Origin of the sequence: Butyrivibrio sp. ob235, from assembly GCF_900109475.1 — a bacterium.
GTDB lineage: Bacteria > Bacillota > Clostridia > Lachnospirales > Lachnospiraceae > Butyrivibrio.
This window is the reverse complement of sequence record NZ_FOBE01000001.1, coordinates 300,380-318,235: the sequence shown is the minus strand read 5'-3', so window position 1 is coordinate 318,235 and position 17,856 is coordinate 300,380. Positions and strand designations below refer to the sequence as shown.

Sequence of the window (17,856 nt, the reverse complement as noted above, 5' to 3'; positions counted from 1 at the left end):
TGTCTTATTTTCAAAAATGATGAGGGTGAATGATTATGTCTACAATTATTAAATCTACTCCAAGAGAAGACGGTTTTTATATGCCGGCTGAATATGATATTCACGATGCGACAGTGATGATATGGCCGACAAGACCAGGAAGCTGGGGGAAAGATTCAACTGAAGCCAAAAAGGCATTTTGCAGAATTTTTTCACACATTCTCAAATCAGAAAAACTATATGTTCTTTGCGATCACAGGAACTATAACGAAGCTCATTATTTTATTAAAAAGAATACGACAAATATAAAAAGAATCTTCAATATTACAAGTGATAATATGCATCCTGTTTCCGTAGGCGAAAGAGATATCGGAACGATAATCCTGATTGAAATGGATTCCGATGATGCCTGGGCAAGGGATGTCGGACCTACCTTTGTAAGAAACGAAGAGGGAGAAATCAGAGGTATTGACTGGGCCTTTAATGCCTGGGGCGGTAATGTTGATGGTCTTTATGCACACTGGGATAAGGATGATAATGTTGCTTCAGAGTTTTGTAATTATCTGGGAAAAGATGTTTATGATGCTCATCCTTTTGTCCTTGAAGGAGGTGCGATTCATTCTGATGGAGAGGGAACAGTTATGGTTACCTCGAACTGCCTTTTGAGCAAGGGCAGAAATCCCGATATGTCTCAATATGAGATAGAAAAAATGCTAAGGAATTATCTCGGAGCTGAAAAAGTTTTATGGCTGCCTTCCGGTATATATAATGACGAAACTAACGAACATGTAGATAATGTCTGCGCGTTTACAGCGCCCGGTGAAGTTGTGCTTGCGTGGACTGATGATTTTCTTGATCCTCAATATTCAAATTCATTGTCTGATTATGAGTATCTTCAGACTGAGACTGATGCACGGGGAAGAAAACTTAAGATTCACAAGCTTCCGATACCCGATGTTCCGATTACTTTAAGCAGACATGATATTTACAATTTCGAATTCGAAGAAGGTGAAGCCGAAAGGGAAGTAGGCGAAAGAATGGCTGCAAGTTACGTGAATTTCTATTTTACAAATACAGAAGTGCTTATTCCTAGCTTTGGAGGCGAAAATAAACAAAGCGATATGAGAGCAGTAGAAATAATGCGTAAAATCTGTAGAAATCGAAATGTGGTTTCAATACCGGCAAGAGATATTCTGCTTGGCGGTGGTAATATTCACTGTATTACTCAGCAGATTCCGGCAAGCATAACCAATATGAAAAGAAAGGTAATAAATTTTGAATAAGGAGTCAGAAGATGACCTATAAAAACAGCACCTCTACTACAGTTGCCGCAATACAGTTTGCATGTGGCAGAGAAAGCTATAACAATACAGAAATATCAGATGAAGAACTGGTAAGACTGAATATAAAAAAGGCAGAAAAACTTGTCAGAAAAGCAGCCTCGCAGGGAGCGCAGATAATTCTTCTTTCAGAGCTCTTTGAAAGACAGTACTTTTGCCAGGAAAGAAGATATGATTATTATGATTTTGCTACTCCCGTAGATCAAAACCGGGCTGTTGCTCATTTCAGGCAGATATGCAGAGAGCTTTCAATAGTAATGCCAATAAGTTTTTATGAGCGTGAAGGCAATGTGATGTACAATTCCGTAGCTATGATCGATTCCGATGGCGATATTCTCGGTGTGTACAGAAAAACGCATATTCCGGATGATCATTTCTATCAGGAAAAGTTCTATTTTACACCAGGTGATACCGGATTTTCCGTATTTGAAACGGCGTATGGACGAGTAGGTATAGGAATCTGCTGGGATCAGTGGTTCCCTGAAACTGCAAGATGTCTTGCTTTGCAGGGGGCAGATATAATTCTGTATCCGACTGCTATCGGATCCGAGCCTATTCTTAATGTAGACAGTTCAGGACACTGGCAGAGAACCATGCAAGGGCATGCAGCTGCCAATATAATCCCTGTTGTAGCTGCTAATCGTATCGGTACGGAGAATGTTGTTCCTTCAGAAGAAAACGGAGGACAGCTTTCATCTCTTAAGTTCTATGGACACAGTTTTATGACTGATGAAACCGGCGATATTTTAAGGCAGGCAGGTGATTCTTCGGAAGAAATCATCATGGCGGTATATGATTTCAATGAGATCAGGCAAAATCGTTTGTCATGGGGATTATTCCGCGACAGAAGGCCTGAATGCTACAGGGAGATTGTTGAATGACTTTAACACATTAAAGTGGTGCTCTTTTCATTTGGAAAAAGGTGTTATATAATTTTAAAATATTTTTGTGCCTGATAGTGTAAAACTAAATGCGTCACGGCATTTGGCACGAAATACTATATGTAGAAAAGGTTTTTGAGGTAATTTATGACACTTACTGATGGGGAGAAGAACGGCATTTACCTTGTAAAAGAGTTAAATGTCGAACAGTCTATCTATTCTAAGAGACTTAAATCCATTGGCGTCACTGGTGGGTCTCACATTAAAGTAATTAATAAAAAAGAACGCGGCGGAGTAATCATTCAGGTTGAAAAGAAGCAGATAGCTCTTTGTCGCAATGTTGCTTCCGGTATTATTGTTGAATTTGAGAAAAAGGAATATCCGGAGGTAATGTAAAAAAGCTGATATAACAGCAGGATTTGAGGAGTACTATGGCACAGAAAATAAGAACGCGTTATGCACCGAGTCCTACAGGAAGAATGCATGTAGGAAATTTGAGAACTGCATTATATGCTTATCTTATTGCAAAGCATGATGGCGGTGATTTCATACTCAGAATTGAGGATACTGATCAGGAGCGCTATGTTGAAGGCGCAACAGAGATTATCTACAGAACTCTGGAGAAGACAGGACTTATTCATGATGAAGGCCCTGATAAGGATGGAGGTGTAGGTCCTTATGTTCAGAGTGAGAGACAGAAAGCCGGAATTTATATGGAGTATGCAAAGCAGCTTATTGATAAGGGTGAAGCATACTATTGCTTCTGCGATGAGGCAAGACTTGCAACTCTTGTACAGGAAATAGATGACGGTAATGGCGGCAAAAAGGAAATAAGTGTATACGATAAGCACTGTCTTCACCTTTCAAAAGAGGAAGTTGAGAAGAACCTCGCTGAGGGTAAGCCGTTCGTTATAAGACAGAACAATCCCACAGAAGGTACAACAACTTTCCACGATGAGCTTTATGGTGATGTTTCCGTTGAGAACAAGGAACTTGATGATATGGTTCTTATCAAATCTGACGGATATCCGACCTATAACTTTGCGAATGTTGTAGATGACCACCTTATGGGTATAACTCATGTTGTCAGAGGAAATGAATATATCTCTTCATCTCCCAAATACAACAGACTCTATGATGCCTTTGGCTGGGAAGTTCCGAAGTATATTCATTGTCCTCTTATTACTGATGAGGAGCATCATAAGCTCAGTAAGAGAAGCGGACATTCTTCTTTCGAGGATCTTGTTGAACAGGGCTTCCTTGCCGAGACTGTTGTTAACTTTGTAGCACTTCTTGGTTGGTCACCGGATGATAATACCGAGATCATGAGTCTCAAGGAGCTTGTTGAAAAGTTTGATTACAGACGAATAAACAAATCACCTGCGGTTTTCGATTATACAAAGCTTAAGTGGATGAACGGTGAGTATCTGAAAGCCATGGATGATGACAAGTTCTATGAGCTTGCAGAGCCTTATATGAAAGAGGTCATAAAGAAGGATCTCGACCTTCATAAGATTGCGGCTATGATAAAGACCAGAATCGAGATATGGCCCGATATTACCGAGATGATCGATTTCTTCGAGGAAATGCCTGATTATGACGTTTCAATTTATAAGCATAAGAAGATGAAGACTGATGAAGCTTCTTCGCTTTCTGTTTTAAAAGATCTTCTTCCCATACTTGAAGCTCAGGAGGATTACAGCAATGATGCCCTCTATGCGAGACTTCAGGAGTATATCAAGGAGAAGGAATATAAGAACGGCTATGTACTTTGGCCGATTCGTATAGCTGTTTCCGGAAAAGCCATGACTCCCTGCGGCGCTACGGAAGCTATGGAGGTCATCGGAAAAGATGAGACTCTTAAGAGATTAAAGGATTCAATTGCAAAACTTGAAGCCTGATATGAATTTAAATTGTAATCCCGCTCAAAAGCGTGCAATTATGCATGATAAGGGACCTGCTTGTGTAATAGCAGGTCCCGGGAGCGGTAAAACCTTTGTAATAATTCAAAGAATAATAAGTCTTATCCGGAAGGGAGTTAACCCCGGATCGATACTTACGATTACATTTACCAAAGCTGCTGCAATAGAGATGCAGCAAAGATTTATTAAAGAAACAAATTCCGTGTATCCGGAGGTTCTCTTCGGAACATTCCATTCCATTTTTTACCATATACTAAATAGCGATAAACTCACTATTATCAAAGAAACAGACAAGTATAAAGTGCTTAGTCATATTTTGCATGGGCGTGATTATGATAGTGAGATGATAAGACTTATGCTTTCAGAAATATCAAGACTTAAAAATTCTGGACTTTGCCCGGAAGAACGAGATAAAGCTGTCCCTTTTTATGAGGACTTTCCTGAAATTTATGAGGAATATACTGCTATTTTGAAAGAACAAGGTCTGATAGATTTTGATGATATGGTGCTTTTGTGCCGGGATTATTTACTTCAAAGAGATGATGTAAGGAAAAAGTGGCAGGATAGGCTTGAATATATCCAGATAGATGAATATCAGGATATAAATTTGATGCAGTTTGAAGTTATAAAGCTTTTACTCGGTAAAGATAGGAATCTTTTTGTTGTTGGTGATGATGACCAGTCGATTTATGGATTCAGAGGATCTGATCCCGAACTCATGCTGGGTTTTAAGGATCATTTTGAGGATGCCGAGGAGATCATTCTTGACACAAATTACAGGTGTGCGCCGAAAATACTTGAAGCATCGAAAAGCATCATAGATGAAAATAAGATAAGATTCAAAAAGGATATTAAGGCAGGTAAAAAAGGAGATTTAGGGATAATAACAGGAAAAAGCTTTTCCGATAAAAAAGAGCAATATAAAAGTATTATTAAAGAAATAAAGTCCTTTGAAGCTAATGCAAAAATGGCATCCAAAGAGGATGTAACGCTGTCAGATTTTTCTATCATTGTCAGAACAAATGTTGAGGCGACAGCTTTTGCAGGTATGCTTGGTGAAGCAGGAATACCATGCTCTTACAAAGAAAAAGTTGTAGCGTTTCACGAGAAGGCAGCTGTAAAGGATATGATTTCCTATCTGTCATTTATCCATGACGGTCAAAAAAGAAGTGATTTTTTAAGAATAATGAATAAGCCTGTCAGATATATTTCAAGAGCGGCTCTCGAAGGAAAAGAAAAGATAGAGGAAAAGGACTTGCTTCTATTTTATGCAAGGCAGTCAAAAATCAATATGACAACTACGGTTCAAAAGCTTTTTAGAGATCTTAAGCTTATGTCTAAGCTTAGTCCTAAAGGCGCTGTCCATTTCATAAGAGGATTTATGGGATATGATAAATATCTCAAGGATAAATTGTGCGCAAGTGCAAAGGTATTGGAGGGGCATATGTCTGATCTTGATGAGTTTGAAAAGCTATGTGAAAATTTCAGAGATTATCAGGATTTAAAAGAATATATTGAAGAACTTGACAAAACTTTGGAAGTTATGAGGAATGTTAAGGTTTGTGATAAAAAGGGCGTAAGGGTTATGACTATGCATGCTTCAAAGGGGCTTGAATTTAAAAGAGTATATCTTCCTGACCTAAATGAGGGAATTGTTCCATCACGAAAAAGTATTACAAGCAGTGAAATAGAAGAGGAACGAAGAATGCTTTATGTTGCAATGACTAGGGCAAAAGAAGAGTTGCATCTTAGCTATGTAAAAGGTTCAAAAGAAAATCCCATGAGAATGTCCGGGTTTTTAAGGCCTATAAGAGATTTATTCCGGGATGGCAATATTGACGATATTTTGATAAAATAAAGTGAAATTTAGATTAAGAGGGGGGACATTTATCATGAAAAGAAAATCTTTTTATAAAATCAGATTTCTTACAGGTGCTGTCATTTTGACCTTTGCTGTTACCGGTTGCGGTTCTTCATCAAATTATGCTTCAAAATCCGCAGAATCTGCAGGCAATTATGCTATGGAAGAAGCTGCAGACGGAGCTCTTTATGAGGCTGATTACGATATGGAAGTCGCGGAAGCTATGGAAGAATCGGGAAGTAGCAATGCCGAAACCGTTACGGAGGAGAAGGCTTCAAAGAAGAGCAACAGAAAACTCATAACAAATATGAGTATGACAACAGAGACCAAGGAATTTGATAAAACCATCGATTTTCTGAAGAACAGAACCGATGAGCTTGGTGGTTATGTTGAAAGCTTCAGTACTTCAAAGAGCAATTATTCGGACGAAAGAACAGCCAATATGACGCTTCGCATTCCTGAAGAAAAGCTCTCCGGATTTGTTAACGAGGTTGCAAAAAAGAGTAATATAGTCTCTCAGGATATGAACGTAACGGATGTTACGCTGACCTACGCAGATCTTGAAAGCCACAGAAATGCGCTCAGAGCTGAAGAGGAACAGCTTTTAACACTAATGGAGAGAGCTGATACAATAGAAGATATAATGTCTATCCAGGATAAGCTTACGGATGTTCGTTATCAGCTTGAGTCTATGGAATCACAGCTCAGAACCTATGATAATCAGATTAGCTACAGTACTCTAAGGGTGACAGTCAGAGAGGTTATTGACTATACTCCTGAACCCGTTAAAAATCCTACTTTCTTTGAGAGAGCAAGGGATGGATTTATCGAAAACTGCTACGATGTTGCTGATTTCTTTAAGGAACTGGCCCTGCTTATTATTACGCATCTGATCACTATAATAATTTTGGCTATTATTATAATCATTCTTATCAGAAAGTCTGAAAAGAAGAGAAAAGAAAGACTTTCAAAGATGACGCCGGCAGAGAGGACTGCGCTACCGGGTATGGGAGCATATACCTACGGACCAAAGCCCGGGCAGGCAGATAATAATACTACCGACAAAACAGATAAAACTTCTGAAAATACAGACAATAATGAATCTGACAAATAAATAAAGAAATGAATTAATATTTATGAAATGCCCTTGGAAATTATAAATTTCAAGGGCATTTTTTTCTTATACTTTTTTAATAACTCATATTATTGTTATTGAATAACGCTAATGTTATGATGAAAAAAAGTAGTTATTGGTGGTAGTATGTAACCTGCGCATAATATGGAGATGTCTTTCAAATGCTCAGAGAGACCATAGCGGATTTTAGAAATGATGAAGAAAAATATTTTGAAATCTGCGAAAAAAATATAGTGAAAATAAACATGACGGTGCAAAGAAAGATGTCTATCGCACTTGTAGGCATCTATTTAATCATGCTTATAGTAGCAAAAGCGCTTCTGCAGGGTTTCAGACTACATGTAACCTATTATATTTTATTCATTATTCTCTTTTTGTTTTTTGTATCAAACCAGCAACTAAAAAACAGGGCATTAAGTCTAAGGTTGTGCAGGCTTGAATCGATATTTTTTTATGGGCTTTTATATGTGATGCTTATAGTAATTGACATTCTTCCCTATAAGGAGCAGCCGGCAGGACTTTTCCCTTTTTTTCTGATAATGTTTTCAACTATATATATAGACAAGCTAAGAGTTTACTTTGCTTTTGATCTGAGTTTGTGCATTGGCTTTGCTGTTTTTTGCTATTTCTGGAAGAGCAGATTGTATTTTTCCAGAGATATATTTGCGATAATAGCTTCTATGTTTGTTACGGCTATATGTACGCTTATATTGGTAAATCTGCGTATGAAAGAAGCTTTGAATAATGCAAGGCTCGAGGAACTCAGATTCAAGGCAGCGGAAGCTGAAGCTAATGCGATTGCTGCCAATGGAGCGAAAACTCAGTTTTTATCGCAGATGTCTCATGAAATCAGAACACCCATAAATGCCATAATCGGTATGAATGAGCTAATTTTACGAGAATATGATGATAATCAGCTGAAAAAGTATGCTCATAATATTAAATCAGCCAGTAATACACTGCTTACACTTATAAATGATGTTCTTGATTTTTCCAAAATCGAAGCCGGTAAAATGGAGCTTTATAATGTGGAATATGATCTGGCTGACATGATTTCGGAACTTGTAAATATGGTTGAAGAAAGAGCAAAGAATAAAGGGCTGGAATTTAACACTATTGTAAACAGTCAGATTCCGCATCTTTTGTATGGAGATAATGTCAGACTTAAACAGGTTATTTTGAATATACTGACCAATGCAGTAAAGTACACCGAGCATGGGTCAATTGAATTCGCTGTCGACTATATTGATGGCGGGCATTTGGATAAAGACAGTTCAATAGGACTGAAAATATCTGTTTCCGATACCGGTATTGGTATTAGGGAAGAGGACATGCATAGGCTTTATGACCCTTTTGAAAGACTTGAAGAAACAAGAAACAGAAATATTGAAGGATCAGGTCTTGGAATGAGTATAGTTCAGAAATTCCTTAAACTTATGAATTCGGAACTATATGTAAAAAGTGAATATGGAAAAGGGTCAACCTTTTCCTTTGTAGTAGAACAGCAAATAAGAAGCTTTGAGCCAATAGGAGATTTCAAGGTAGCATACGATAAGATCATTGAGGATGACAGTAATTACAGAGAATTATTTACTGCTCCCGATGCGGATATTCTTGTTGTAGATGATAATGAGATCAATCTCGTGGTTACGAGAAACCTTCTGAAAGACACGATGATCAATATAGAAACTGCTTCAAGCGGTAAGGAAGCACTTTTGATGACAGCAAAAAAGAAATATGATCTTATGCTAATTGATCATAGAATGCCCGAAATGGACGGAATGGAGATGCTGTGGAGGCTAAAGAGTGATGAAAAGAATATCAACAGAGACACTCCCAGCATAGCACTTACTGCAAATGCTTTTTCCGGAGCCAGGGATGTTTATAGGAAATCAGGATTCCAGGATTATCTTTCAAAACCGATTATCGGAGATGCTCTTGAAAAAATGCTGATAAATTACCTGCCGGAAGACAAGGTTTATAAGAATGACAACGATTTAAAGAAAAAGAAGAAACCTCAAAAATACTCGAAGACCGGAGAAAGAGGCGAGTCAAAGATAACAAATATCGAAGAACTGCGAGAAGATTATTTTGATGATAAAGAGCTCTATGAGGCGATCGGTATTATGATGGAGCGTGCAAACATACAAAAGTAGAGTTTGGAGGTTCTGGTGGACGCGAAAGTTTTAATAGTTGATGATTCTGAACTTGATAGATTTTTTATACGAAAACTCCTTGAATATCTGGGCGTTGATTCGGAAGAAGCCGATGGCGGGCGAGAATGCCTAAAAGCTGTTCGAAACAATGAGTATGCCCTCATTCTGATGGATTACCTTATGCCTACGATGAACGGAATACAGACGCTTTCTCAGATTCATGGCGGTATTGACAACAGAAATGAATCGACACCGACAGTAGCTCTGGTATCACCGGATGATCCAGAAGAAGGAAAAATGTGCCTGGAAGCAGGATTTTCAAATTATCTTGATAAGCCTGTTGATTTTAAACAGCTTATGGCAGTGCTAATAATGTATTTGCCTGATGCAATAAGAAATGATTTGAAACTTCCGGCGAACTCCAAGAAAGATGAAAAGCCGGAAGCTGCCCCCAAGAAGGAAGATAATTCAGGTACAAGCGACTTTATAAAGGCAATATCACAGATTCCTGAAATAGATTATAAAAAGGGAATATCACTTTGTGGTTCAGAGGAGGGATATTTTACCGCAGTTGGGATTTTTTATAATTCTATTGATGTCAAATCCGAAGAAATTGAGAACTATTACAAAAATGAAGATTATAAAAACTACACTATAAAGGTTCATGCTCTAAAAAGTTCAGCAAATATAGTCGGTGCACTTGCGCTGTGGTCGGATGCGAAGGATCTTGAAGAAGCGGGAAATAACAATAACATTGAAAAGATTAAAAATGATACTGAAAAACTTCTTTCTGACTACAGATCGTTTAAAGATAAATTGGCATTTCTGTCAACAGACACTGATGAAGAAAAGCCTCCGGTTGACGAGTCTGCTTTAAATGATGCTTATGCAGCTCTCTCGGAATTTATTGATGCAATGGATTTTGATCTTGCTGACATGGTTATAAAGTCTATGAAAGATTTTAAATTACCGGATAAAGATGAGAAGATATTTGCTGAGATGGAAAAATTACTAACCGGTCTTAACTGGGAAGATATGAAGAAGCTTTTAAACGAAAAATAAGTTTTTGAGATTCGGAGAATGCTATGGCAAAGAACGTGACTATCATAAGTTCAAATGAAACATTTATGGTAAAAGGGCTTATCATGAAGCTTAAAGATGTAGGTATTGAAGCTACTTTTTCTTCTGATAAGGTTGAGGATCTTAAAAAAAATGAGGAATCAGCTAATATTTTTATATATTATCTTGATGAGATTGTGCCTAAATCCCTTATTTATTTGAAGGATTTATGCCTTGAAACGCATAGGCAGGTGATTTTTATAAGTAATCCTTTGGAATATGAGGAAGCCTTACAGTATCTTCCGGAGTCTCATGTTCAGAACTTTTTCGAAAGACCGCTTCAGATGGATGAATTCATAGAGACCATGAATAAGTTCTTTATGGATGAGATGATGGAATCTCATAAGAAGAGCATATTGATTGTTGATGATGATGTAACTTATATGAGAACCATAAGAGACTGGCTTAAGGACTCCTACCGTGTTTCAATGGCGAACTCCGGAATTCAGGCAATAACATGGCTTGCAAAGAACAAAGCCGATCTTATTCTGCTCGATTATGAGATGCCTGTTACACCCGGACCTAAGGTTCTGGAGATGTTTAAAAGCGATATGAGCATTAAGGATATTCCTGTAATGTTTCTTACGGCAAAGGGAGATAAGGCCAGTATTGTCCGTGTGCTGGCATTAAAACCTGCGGATTATATTTTAAAGACAATCGATAAAGTTTCCCTGCATGCAAAGATAGACAATTATTTCAGATTAAATTAAAAAAATTTTATTTAGCTGTTAAGTTATTAAGTAAATCTTCCGATAAAAATATTGGAGTAGTATATCCATCTAGGTGACACGGAAGTCACGGATTCAAAGAGCAAAGGAGGGTTTCATATGAGTATGGTTAATGGCCTTGGTTCCAATATTGTGAACCAGCTAAGTGCTTATCAGCCTAAAAAACATGGGACAGAGAAGACGGAAAATGCAAAAAAACCGGATTCTCAAATTGGCGTGCAAAAAAATAAGGCTGCTTCGGAGACACATATCCAGGAAGGGGTTGAATTATCCGAAGGCGCCAAAAAACTTTTGGACGAACTCAAAGAAAAGTATGGCAATATGGACTTTTTTGTGTCAAACTATTCTTCAGATGAGGAAGCCGAGAGTATTATGTCTCGCGGAACAAAAGAGTACAGCGTACTGATTGAGCCTGAAATCTTAGAGCAGATGGCGGCAGATGAGGATGTCAAGAATAAATATATGGGCATCATAGATGAGTCGACAGGTAAGCTCGATGAGATGAAGGAGCAGCTTAAGGAGTCCGGCCAGGAAATTGATTCCATTGGTATGAAGATCGATGCTGAAGGTACAGTAAAGTTCTTTGCGAAGATCAGAGAGCAGAATGAGAAGTATCAGAAGCAGGTTGCCGCAGACAAGGAAGCAGCAAAGGCTGAGGAAGCAAAGGAAGCAAAACGTAAGGAACGGGATGAAGCGATGGACAAGCTTCGTGAGGGACAAGGGACCAAACCTTACGGAAAGAAGGAAGCTCCTTATGAGAAGGTTACTACAATATATGCTGACTCTGTAGACGAGCTTCTTGAGAAAATTAAAAATGTAGACTGGAGCCAGATTGAAGCTACACCCATCAAGGGCTTTGGCAACAAGATTGACTTTACGGTCTAAACGGAGGTGCACATGATCTTTTCAGAGATCGCTACAGAAATGAACACTAAAATTCAGAATGATGAGCAGATTACGGTTGACCTTGAACTTGATGAGGGCAAAACAGTTACCTGCGCGGTTCTGATCGTACTTACCGTAAATAAAAAGGATTATATAGTTCTTCTTCCGCTTGATGAACACGGACAGAATAATGACGGTAATGTATGGTTTTATGAATTTAAACAAGCATCGAAGGATGCTGAGCCTGAGCTTGGTTATATTGAGGATGACGATGAGTACGAAGCTGTGGCTGACGCATTTGACGAGTACCTCGATGATGTAGAGTTTGATGAGCTTATAGAGGCTGATCCTGAGGACTGAGAAGATCATAATACGAGATTGTTTTAAAATACGAGGCAGTATGGTTTATCCATACTGTCTCTTTTTTGATATTGAGACGTAATACAATTTACTTTCCTACATAACAGGCACAAATTGTGGTACAATATAGAGTCGTATAGTTGAAAAGGAAGAATGATGAAAAACAATCTGAAACAGGCAGCCTCCCGGCCTTATCCAATGGGAGTAAGCAGAACTTCAAAAGGAATACGTGTTTGCGCAGCATATAAGGGGAAAAAGGATTGCGGTATTGTCCTTTTCAGAAATAGTGATAAAAAGGGTACCAGAATTCTTTTTTCGGAAAACAGCAGATACGGTAAGGTCTTTTGCTCTGAAATAGTAGGCGAAACGGATGAGTTTACAGGATATATGCTCTATGAGAACGGAGAGCTATTTGTTGATCCGTATGCTTTTTATATTGACGGACTCGATAGATGGGGGAAAAATGTAGAGCCTGAAAATCTTCGCTGCAGGTTGGATGAGACTGAGTATGATTGGGGCCAGGATAAACCGCCACTTACAAAATACGAGGATTCCTTTGTTTATACGCTCCATGTAAGAGGTTATACCAAAGCGCCTTCAAGTGGTCTTGAGCTTAAGAAGCGCGGAACATACAAGGGGCTTATTGAGAAGATTCCGTATATTAAGAGTCTTGGGGTAACGGCAGTTGAACTTATGCCGACTTACGAGATGAATGTTCTTGATATTCCAAAGCTCGGTAACGGCTCAAACAGCGGCAATATGCCGGAAGGATCATTTCTTAACGATAACAGAACCAGCGGAAAGATTGTTGTTTCAGATAACGGTTTAATACAAAAAGGCAATTCTGTTCGTCAGAAGATTAATTTCTGGGGATACAAAGAAGGCTATTATTTTGCTCCGAGAACTGCCTATGCCATGGATTCACAGAATGCAGATCTTGAATTCAAGGATATGGTCAGGATGATGCATAAAAACGGCATAGAAGTAATTATGCAGTTTTATTTTAATGACAATGCATCGGAAGATCTTGTATGCGGAGCGATAAGACACTGGGTATTTAATTATCATATCGACGGTGTTCATCTGAAGGGAAGTTATACGGCTCCCGGAATGGTATGTGCAGATCCCGCTTTATCTGATATAAAAATATGGTACTACGGTTTTGATTACGGCAGAATATATGGCGGTAAAGCACCGGCTGTTCGTACACTTGGTGAATTTAAACCGGATTTCATGTATGCATCCCGAAGATTTCTAAAAGGTGATGATAATTCACTGGGCGATTTCATAAAAGCAATGCTTAATAATAACGCAGAATCCGGCTGCATTAATTATATTTGTGACTATGAAGGCTTTCGTCTTGCAGATCTTGTGTCTTATGAACATAAAAGAAATGAGACAAACGGAGAAAACAACGGTGACGGTACCGTCAATAACCTTAGCTGGAACTGCGGTATAGAAGGCAAAACCAGAAAAACGGCAATATTGGAGCTAAGAGCAAAGCAGATACGGAACGCTCTTACAATGCTCATGTTTTCACAAGGTACCCCGATGATTTTCGGTGGTGATGAATTCGGAAACTCCCAGGATGGTAATAATAATCCTTATTGCCAGGATAATGCTACAGGCTGGGTTGACTGGAGTCAGGCAGAAAAGGGTTTCAACCCGGGGATTACAGAATATCTGAAAGCTCTTGTAAAACTTAGATTCAAATATAAGATATTGCATGAATCCAAAGCATTTAAGCTTATGGATTATAAAGCCTGCGGATATCCTGATCTTTCATATCATGGGATAGAAGCCTGGAGACCTGATCTTTCCAATTACAGCCACAGTATAGGAATGCTTTATTGCGGACTTTATGAAAAAGCCGATAAAGAGCAGGATTTCTTTTATGTTGCTTACAATATGCATTGGAACCCGGTAACATTTGCTCTTCCAAAGCTTCCGGATGGCATGACCTGGCATGTTCTTGGTGACACTGATACGGCTTCAGACAATTTGAAGATGCATTCCGTTAAGGATCAAACTAAGATTGCATGCGCCGAAAGATCAGTAAAAATTCTTATTGGTGTTGGAAAACCGATTAAAAAGACAGTAAAAAAGGCCGGTAAAACAAAATAAAAATGGAAAATAACGATAGAATTACATTTCGCGGTGCATTAATGCACTTTAAAACCATAACTAAACACAGACATATCGTTAGGCGTAACTGTTTTAAAATGGGGCTTTATTTTCAGGGGCTTACTCATGATTTATCGAAGTATTCTCCCTCTGAGTTCTGGAATGGTGCAAGATATTATCAGGGAACTCGTTCTCCAAATACTAGAGAGCGCGAACTGTTTGGATACTCAAGAACCTGGCTTCATCACAAGGGCAGGAATAAGCATCATTTTGAGTACTGGATCGATTTTTTTAAAATGGGCGGTCCGGATAGCGACGGAATAGTTCCGTGTCCCATGCCCAATAAGTATGTTGCTGAGATGATTGCCGACAGAGTTGCGGCATGCATGACATACAGAGACGCAGAGTATGATTCGTGGGATGCTTGGAAATATTATCAAAAAGAGAAACCGGTACTGAAAAAGCTTGTACATCCGGATACGCTCAATAAGCTTGAATTCTTCCTGGATATGTTGGGAAATCAGGGAGAAGCAGCGACTTTTAAATACATAAAGGAAATATTCCTTACCGGAAAGGACAAAGGCCGCTGGGAAAGAGAATTAGAGGAGAGTTTGAATTGAACAATATATATGAACTTATAAAAAATAAACCTGAGGATCTGATAGAAAGATTCATCCGTTATACAAAAATTGATACCCAGTCTGATGAACATACAAATGTACATCCATCAACACCGGGGCAACACGATCTTGCAAAGCTTTTATATAATGAGCTTACTGAATTAGGTGCTTCTGACGTTTATTACGATCAGAAGTATTGCTATGTTTATGCAACAATTCCTGCTACAAACGGTAAAAAGGATGAATCTCCGATTATCGGATTTATTGCTCATATGGATACTTCTGATGCTGTAAGCGGCAAAGATGTAAAGGCTCGAATTGTAAAAGGATATGAAGGTGGCGACATAAAGCTTTCCGATGACGGAAAATATATTCTTTCTCCGAAGGATTTTCCTATTTTGACATCAAAAAAAGGAGAGGATCTGATAGTTACGGATGGAAGTACACTTCTTGGAGCAGACGATAAGGCCGGCATTGCCGAAATTATGACAATGGTCGAGACTCTTCTTAAAAATCCCGAGATACCTCACGGAGAGATAAAAATAGCATTTACACCCGATGAGGAAATAGGCGAAGGAACCGATAATTTTGATCTTGACAGGTTTGGGGCTCAGTTCGCCTATACGGTGGATGGCGGAGATCTTGGAACATTGGAATACGAGAATTTTAATGCTGCAGAGGTTGAACTAATTATAAACGGAAGAAGTGTTCATCCCGGTGATGCAAAGAATCGTATGCTAAACGCAACATTAATTGCATATGAATTCCAGTCAATGCTTCCGGTATCACAAAATCCCATGTATACAGAAGGAAGAGAAGGATTTTTCCATCTGACAATGATGAAAGGAACCTGCGAAAAAGCAGTTGTTTATTACATTGTACGTGATCATGACATGGCAAAATTTACGAAAAAGAAGGAACTTGTAAAAAGTATAGTGGATTTTCTCAATAATAAATATGGAGAAGGCACTGTAGAGCTTACTATGGAAGATTCATATTATAATATGATTGAGAAGATTAAGCCTCATATGCATTTGGTGGAAAATGCCAAGGCAGCTATGGAAGCTCTGGGAGTTGTTCCTGTAGAGGTGCCTATAAGAGGCGGTACCGACGGCGCAATGCTTTCTTATAAAGGCTTGCCCTGTCCTAATCTTTGTACAGGTGGGTATAACTACCATGGCCGATATGAGTTTGCAGTAGTAAGTGAAATGAGAAAAACTGTGGATATTATCCTTGAGATTTGCGGGATTTATGGAGATTTTAAGATTTGAAAAACGAAAATACATTACTTCATTCAGAAGCTGCCGGAAATGCCGGTGATGAAACAAAAAGACAGTTTGAATTTATGGAAAAGGTAAAGCAGAAGGTCGAAGAGCTTTCAAAGGAACTTGGAAGAAAGCCTACGGCCTGTGTTGTGACCTTTGGCTGTCAGATGAACGCGAGAGATTCCGAGAAGCTTATCGGAGTACTCACCAAAATCGGTTATGAACAAGTGGAATCGGAGGATGCTGATTTTGTTATCTATAACACCTGCACAGTTCGTGATAATGCGGATCAGAGAGTGTTCGGAAGACTTGGATATGTCGGCGGAATTAAGAAGAAAAAGCCATGGATGAAGATTGCGCTTTGCGGCTGTATGATGCAGGAGCAGGGAGCGATTGAGAAGATTCAAAAGAGCTACAGACATGTTGATCTGATTTTCGGTACTCATAACATTTTTAAGTTTGCCGAGCTCCTCAATACTATGTTTGAGTCCGACAGAATGATAATAGATATCTGGAAGGATACAGATCAGATAGTTGAGGATCTGCCCATTGTACGTAAGTACAAATTCAAATCCGGTATCAATATCATGTTTGGCTGCAATAATTTTTGCACCTACTGCATAGTTCCATATGTCCGCGGCAGAGAGAGATCAAGAAATCCCAGAGATATTATAAGGGAGATTGAATATCTCGCTTCCGATGGAGTGAAGGAGATTATGCTTCTTGGACAAAACGTAAATTCTTACGGAAAAGGTCTTCCCGAAGGTGAGCAGATCAGTTTTGCCGAGTTACTTTCGGAGGTTTGTAAGGTTGATGGTATAGAGAGGGTTCGCTTTATGACATCACATCCAAAGGATCTTTCCGATGATCTTATCAAGGTTATTGCTGAAAATGAGAAGGTGGCAAGACATATACATCTGCCACTTCAATCCGGATCTGATGAAATATTAAAAAAGATGAACAGACACTATACAAAGGAGAGCTTCCTTTCTCTTGTAGATAAGATCAAGGCAGCTATACCCGATGTTTCAATTACAACTGATATTATTGTCGGTTTTCCCGGTGAAACTGACAGCGATGTAGATGAAACTATCGATGTTGTTAAAAAAGCGGCTTTTGATAATGCTTTTACATTTATTTATTCCAAGAGAACAGGTACTCCCGCTGCGGGATGGGAACAGGTACCGGAATCAGTCAGCAAGCCCAATTTTGACAGGCTGCTGAAGGTGGTTCAGGAGACAGCCAAAGAGCGTGCATCACGCTTTACAGGCCAGACGCATCGGGTTCTTGTTGAAGAGATCAACGAACAGGACTCTTCACTTGTCACAGGGCGTATGTCAAATAATACGCTGGTTCATTTCCCCGGAGATGAATCAATGATAGGTGAATTTCTGGATGTAGATCTTGAAGAATGCCATGGCTTTTATTACACAGGGAAAGTTCATGCATAAAAGCGAGCTTTGAAGTATATGGGAGAGAAA

General features: G+C 38.9%; 15 protein-coding genes. All 15 read left to right on the top strand.

Features of this window, described 5'->3' with window-relative positions; genetic code table 11:
* Window positions 1-35 precede the first annotated feature (35 nt).
* The 15 genes from aguA to miaB all read left to right on the top strand — a co-directional run bounded on the left by aguA (window position 36) and on the right by miaB (window position 17,826).
* Complete coding sequence (gene aguA / locus BMW61_RS01360) at window positions 36-1,262, top strand: agmatine deiminase (RefSeq protein ID WP_044958505.1); 1,227 nt, start codon at window positions 36-38, stop codon at window positions 1,260-1,262.
* Between the two features lie 11 nt (window positions 1,263-1,273).
* Entirely contained in the window at window positions 1,274-2,200 is a 927-nt protein-coding gene (gene aguB, locus BMW61_RS01355) for an N-carbamoylputrescine amidase (RefSeq protein WP_091819471.1), read from the top strand.
* 147 nt (window positions 2,201-2,347) lie between these two features.
* Window positions 2,348-2,596, top strand: a complete 249-nt coding sequence (locus BMW61_RS01350; protein ID WP_022760018.1) for a ferrous iron transport protein A — start codon at window positions 2,348-2,350, stop codon at window positions 2,594-2,596.
* Window positions 2,597-2,631: 35 nt separating this feature from the next.
* Entirely contained in the window at window positions 2,632-4,101 is a 1,470-nt protein-coding gene (gltX, locus tag BMW61_RS01345; RefSeq protein ID WP_091819470.1) for a glutamate--tRNA ligase, read from the top strand.
* A 1-nt stretch (window position 4,102) separates the two neighbouring features.
* On the top strand, window positions 4,103-5,980 hold the full coding sequence (locus tag BMW61_RS01340) for an ATP-dependent helicase (RefSeq protein ID WP_091819469.1): 1,878 nt from the start codon (window positions 4,103-4,105) through the stop codon (window positions 5,978-5,980).
* A 34-nt stretch (window positions 5,981-6,014) separates the two neighbouring features.
* Window positions 6,015-7,097 carry a DUF4349 domain-containing protein gene (locus BMW61_RS01335; protein WP_091819468.1) on the top strand — a complete coding sequence of 361 codons (1,083 nt, stop codon included), beginning with the start codon at window positions 6,015-6,017 and terminating at the stop codon, window positions 7,095-7,097.
* Between the two features lie 182 nt (window positions 7,098-7,279).
* A complete protein-coding gene (locus BMW61_RS01330) occupies window positions 7,280-9,274 on the top strand; it encodes an ATP-binding protein (RefSeq protein WP_091819467.1) in 1,995 nt (664 codons plus the stop codon).
* A gap of 15 nt (window positions 9,275-9,289) precedes the next feature.
* Entirely contained in the window at window positions 9,290-10,336 is a 1,047-nt protein-coding gene (locus BMW61_RS01325; RefSeq protein WP_175475063.1) for a response regulator, read from the top strand.
* 23 nt (window positions 10,337-10,359) lie between these two features.
* Window positions 10,360-11,103 (top strand): response regulator, encoded by a 744-nt coding sequence (locus BMW61_RS01320; RefSeq protein WP_022760012.1) that lies wholly within the window; start codon window positions 10,360-10,362, stop codon window positions 11,101-11,103.
* Window positions 11,104-11,220: 117 nt separating this feature from the next.
* Complete coding sequence (locus BMW61_RS01315) at window positions 11,221-12,006, top strand: DUF6033 family protein (RefSeq protein ID WP_022760011.1); 786 nt, start codon at window positions 11,221-11,223, stop codon at window positions 12,004-12,006.
* 12 nt (window positions 12,007-12,018) lie between these two features.
* A complete protein-coding gene (locus BMW61_RS01310) occupies window positions 12,019-12,366 on the top strand; it encodes a DUF1292 domain-containing protein (protein WP_022760010.1) in 348 nt (115 codons plus the stop codon).
* A 153-nt stretch (window positions 12,367-12,519) separates the two neighbouring features.
* Window positions 12,520-14,490 carry a hypothetical protein gene (locus BMW61_RS01305; RefSeq protein WP_207650170.1) on the top strand — a complete coding sequence of 657 codons (1,971 nt, stop codon included), beginning with the start codon at window positions 12,520-12,522 and terminating at the stop codon, window positions 14,488-14,490.
* 41 nt (window positions 14,491-14,531) lie between these two features.
* Entirely contained in the window at window positions 14,532-15,110 is a 579-nt protein-coding gene (locus tag BMW61_RS01300; RefSeq protein WP_091819632.1) for a DUF5662 family protein, read from the top strand.
* Window positions 15,107-16,381, top strand: a complete 1,275-nt coding sequence (gene pepT, locus BMW61_RS01295; RefSeq protein WP_022760007.1) for a peptidase T — start codon at window positions 15,107-15,109, stop codon at window positions 16,379-16,381. Before BMW61_RS01300 ends, pepT begins: the two co-directional genes overlap by 4 nt.
* On the top strand, window positions 16,378-17,826 hold the full coding sequence (gene miaB, locus BMW61_RS01290) for a tRNA (N6-isopentenyl adenosine(37)-C2)-methylthiotransferase MiaB (protein WP_022760006.1): 1,449 nt from the start codon (window positions 16,378-16,380) through the stop codon (window positions 17,824-17,826). Before pepT ends, miaB begins: the two co-directional genes overlap by 4 nt.
* Window positions 17,827-17,856: the final 30 nt, after the last annotated feature.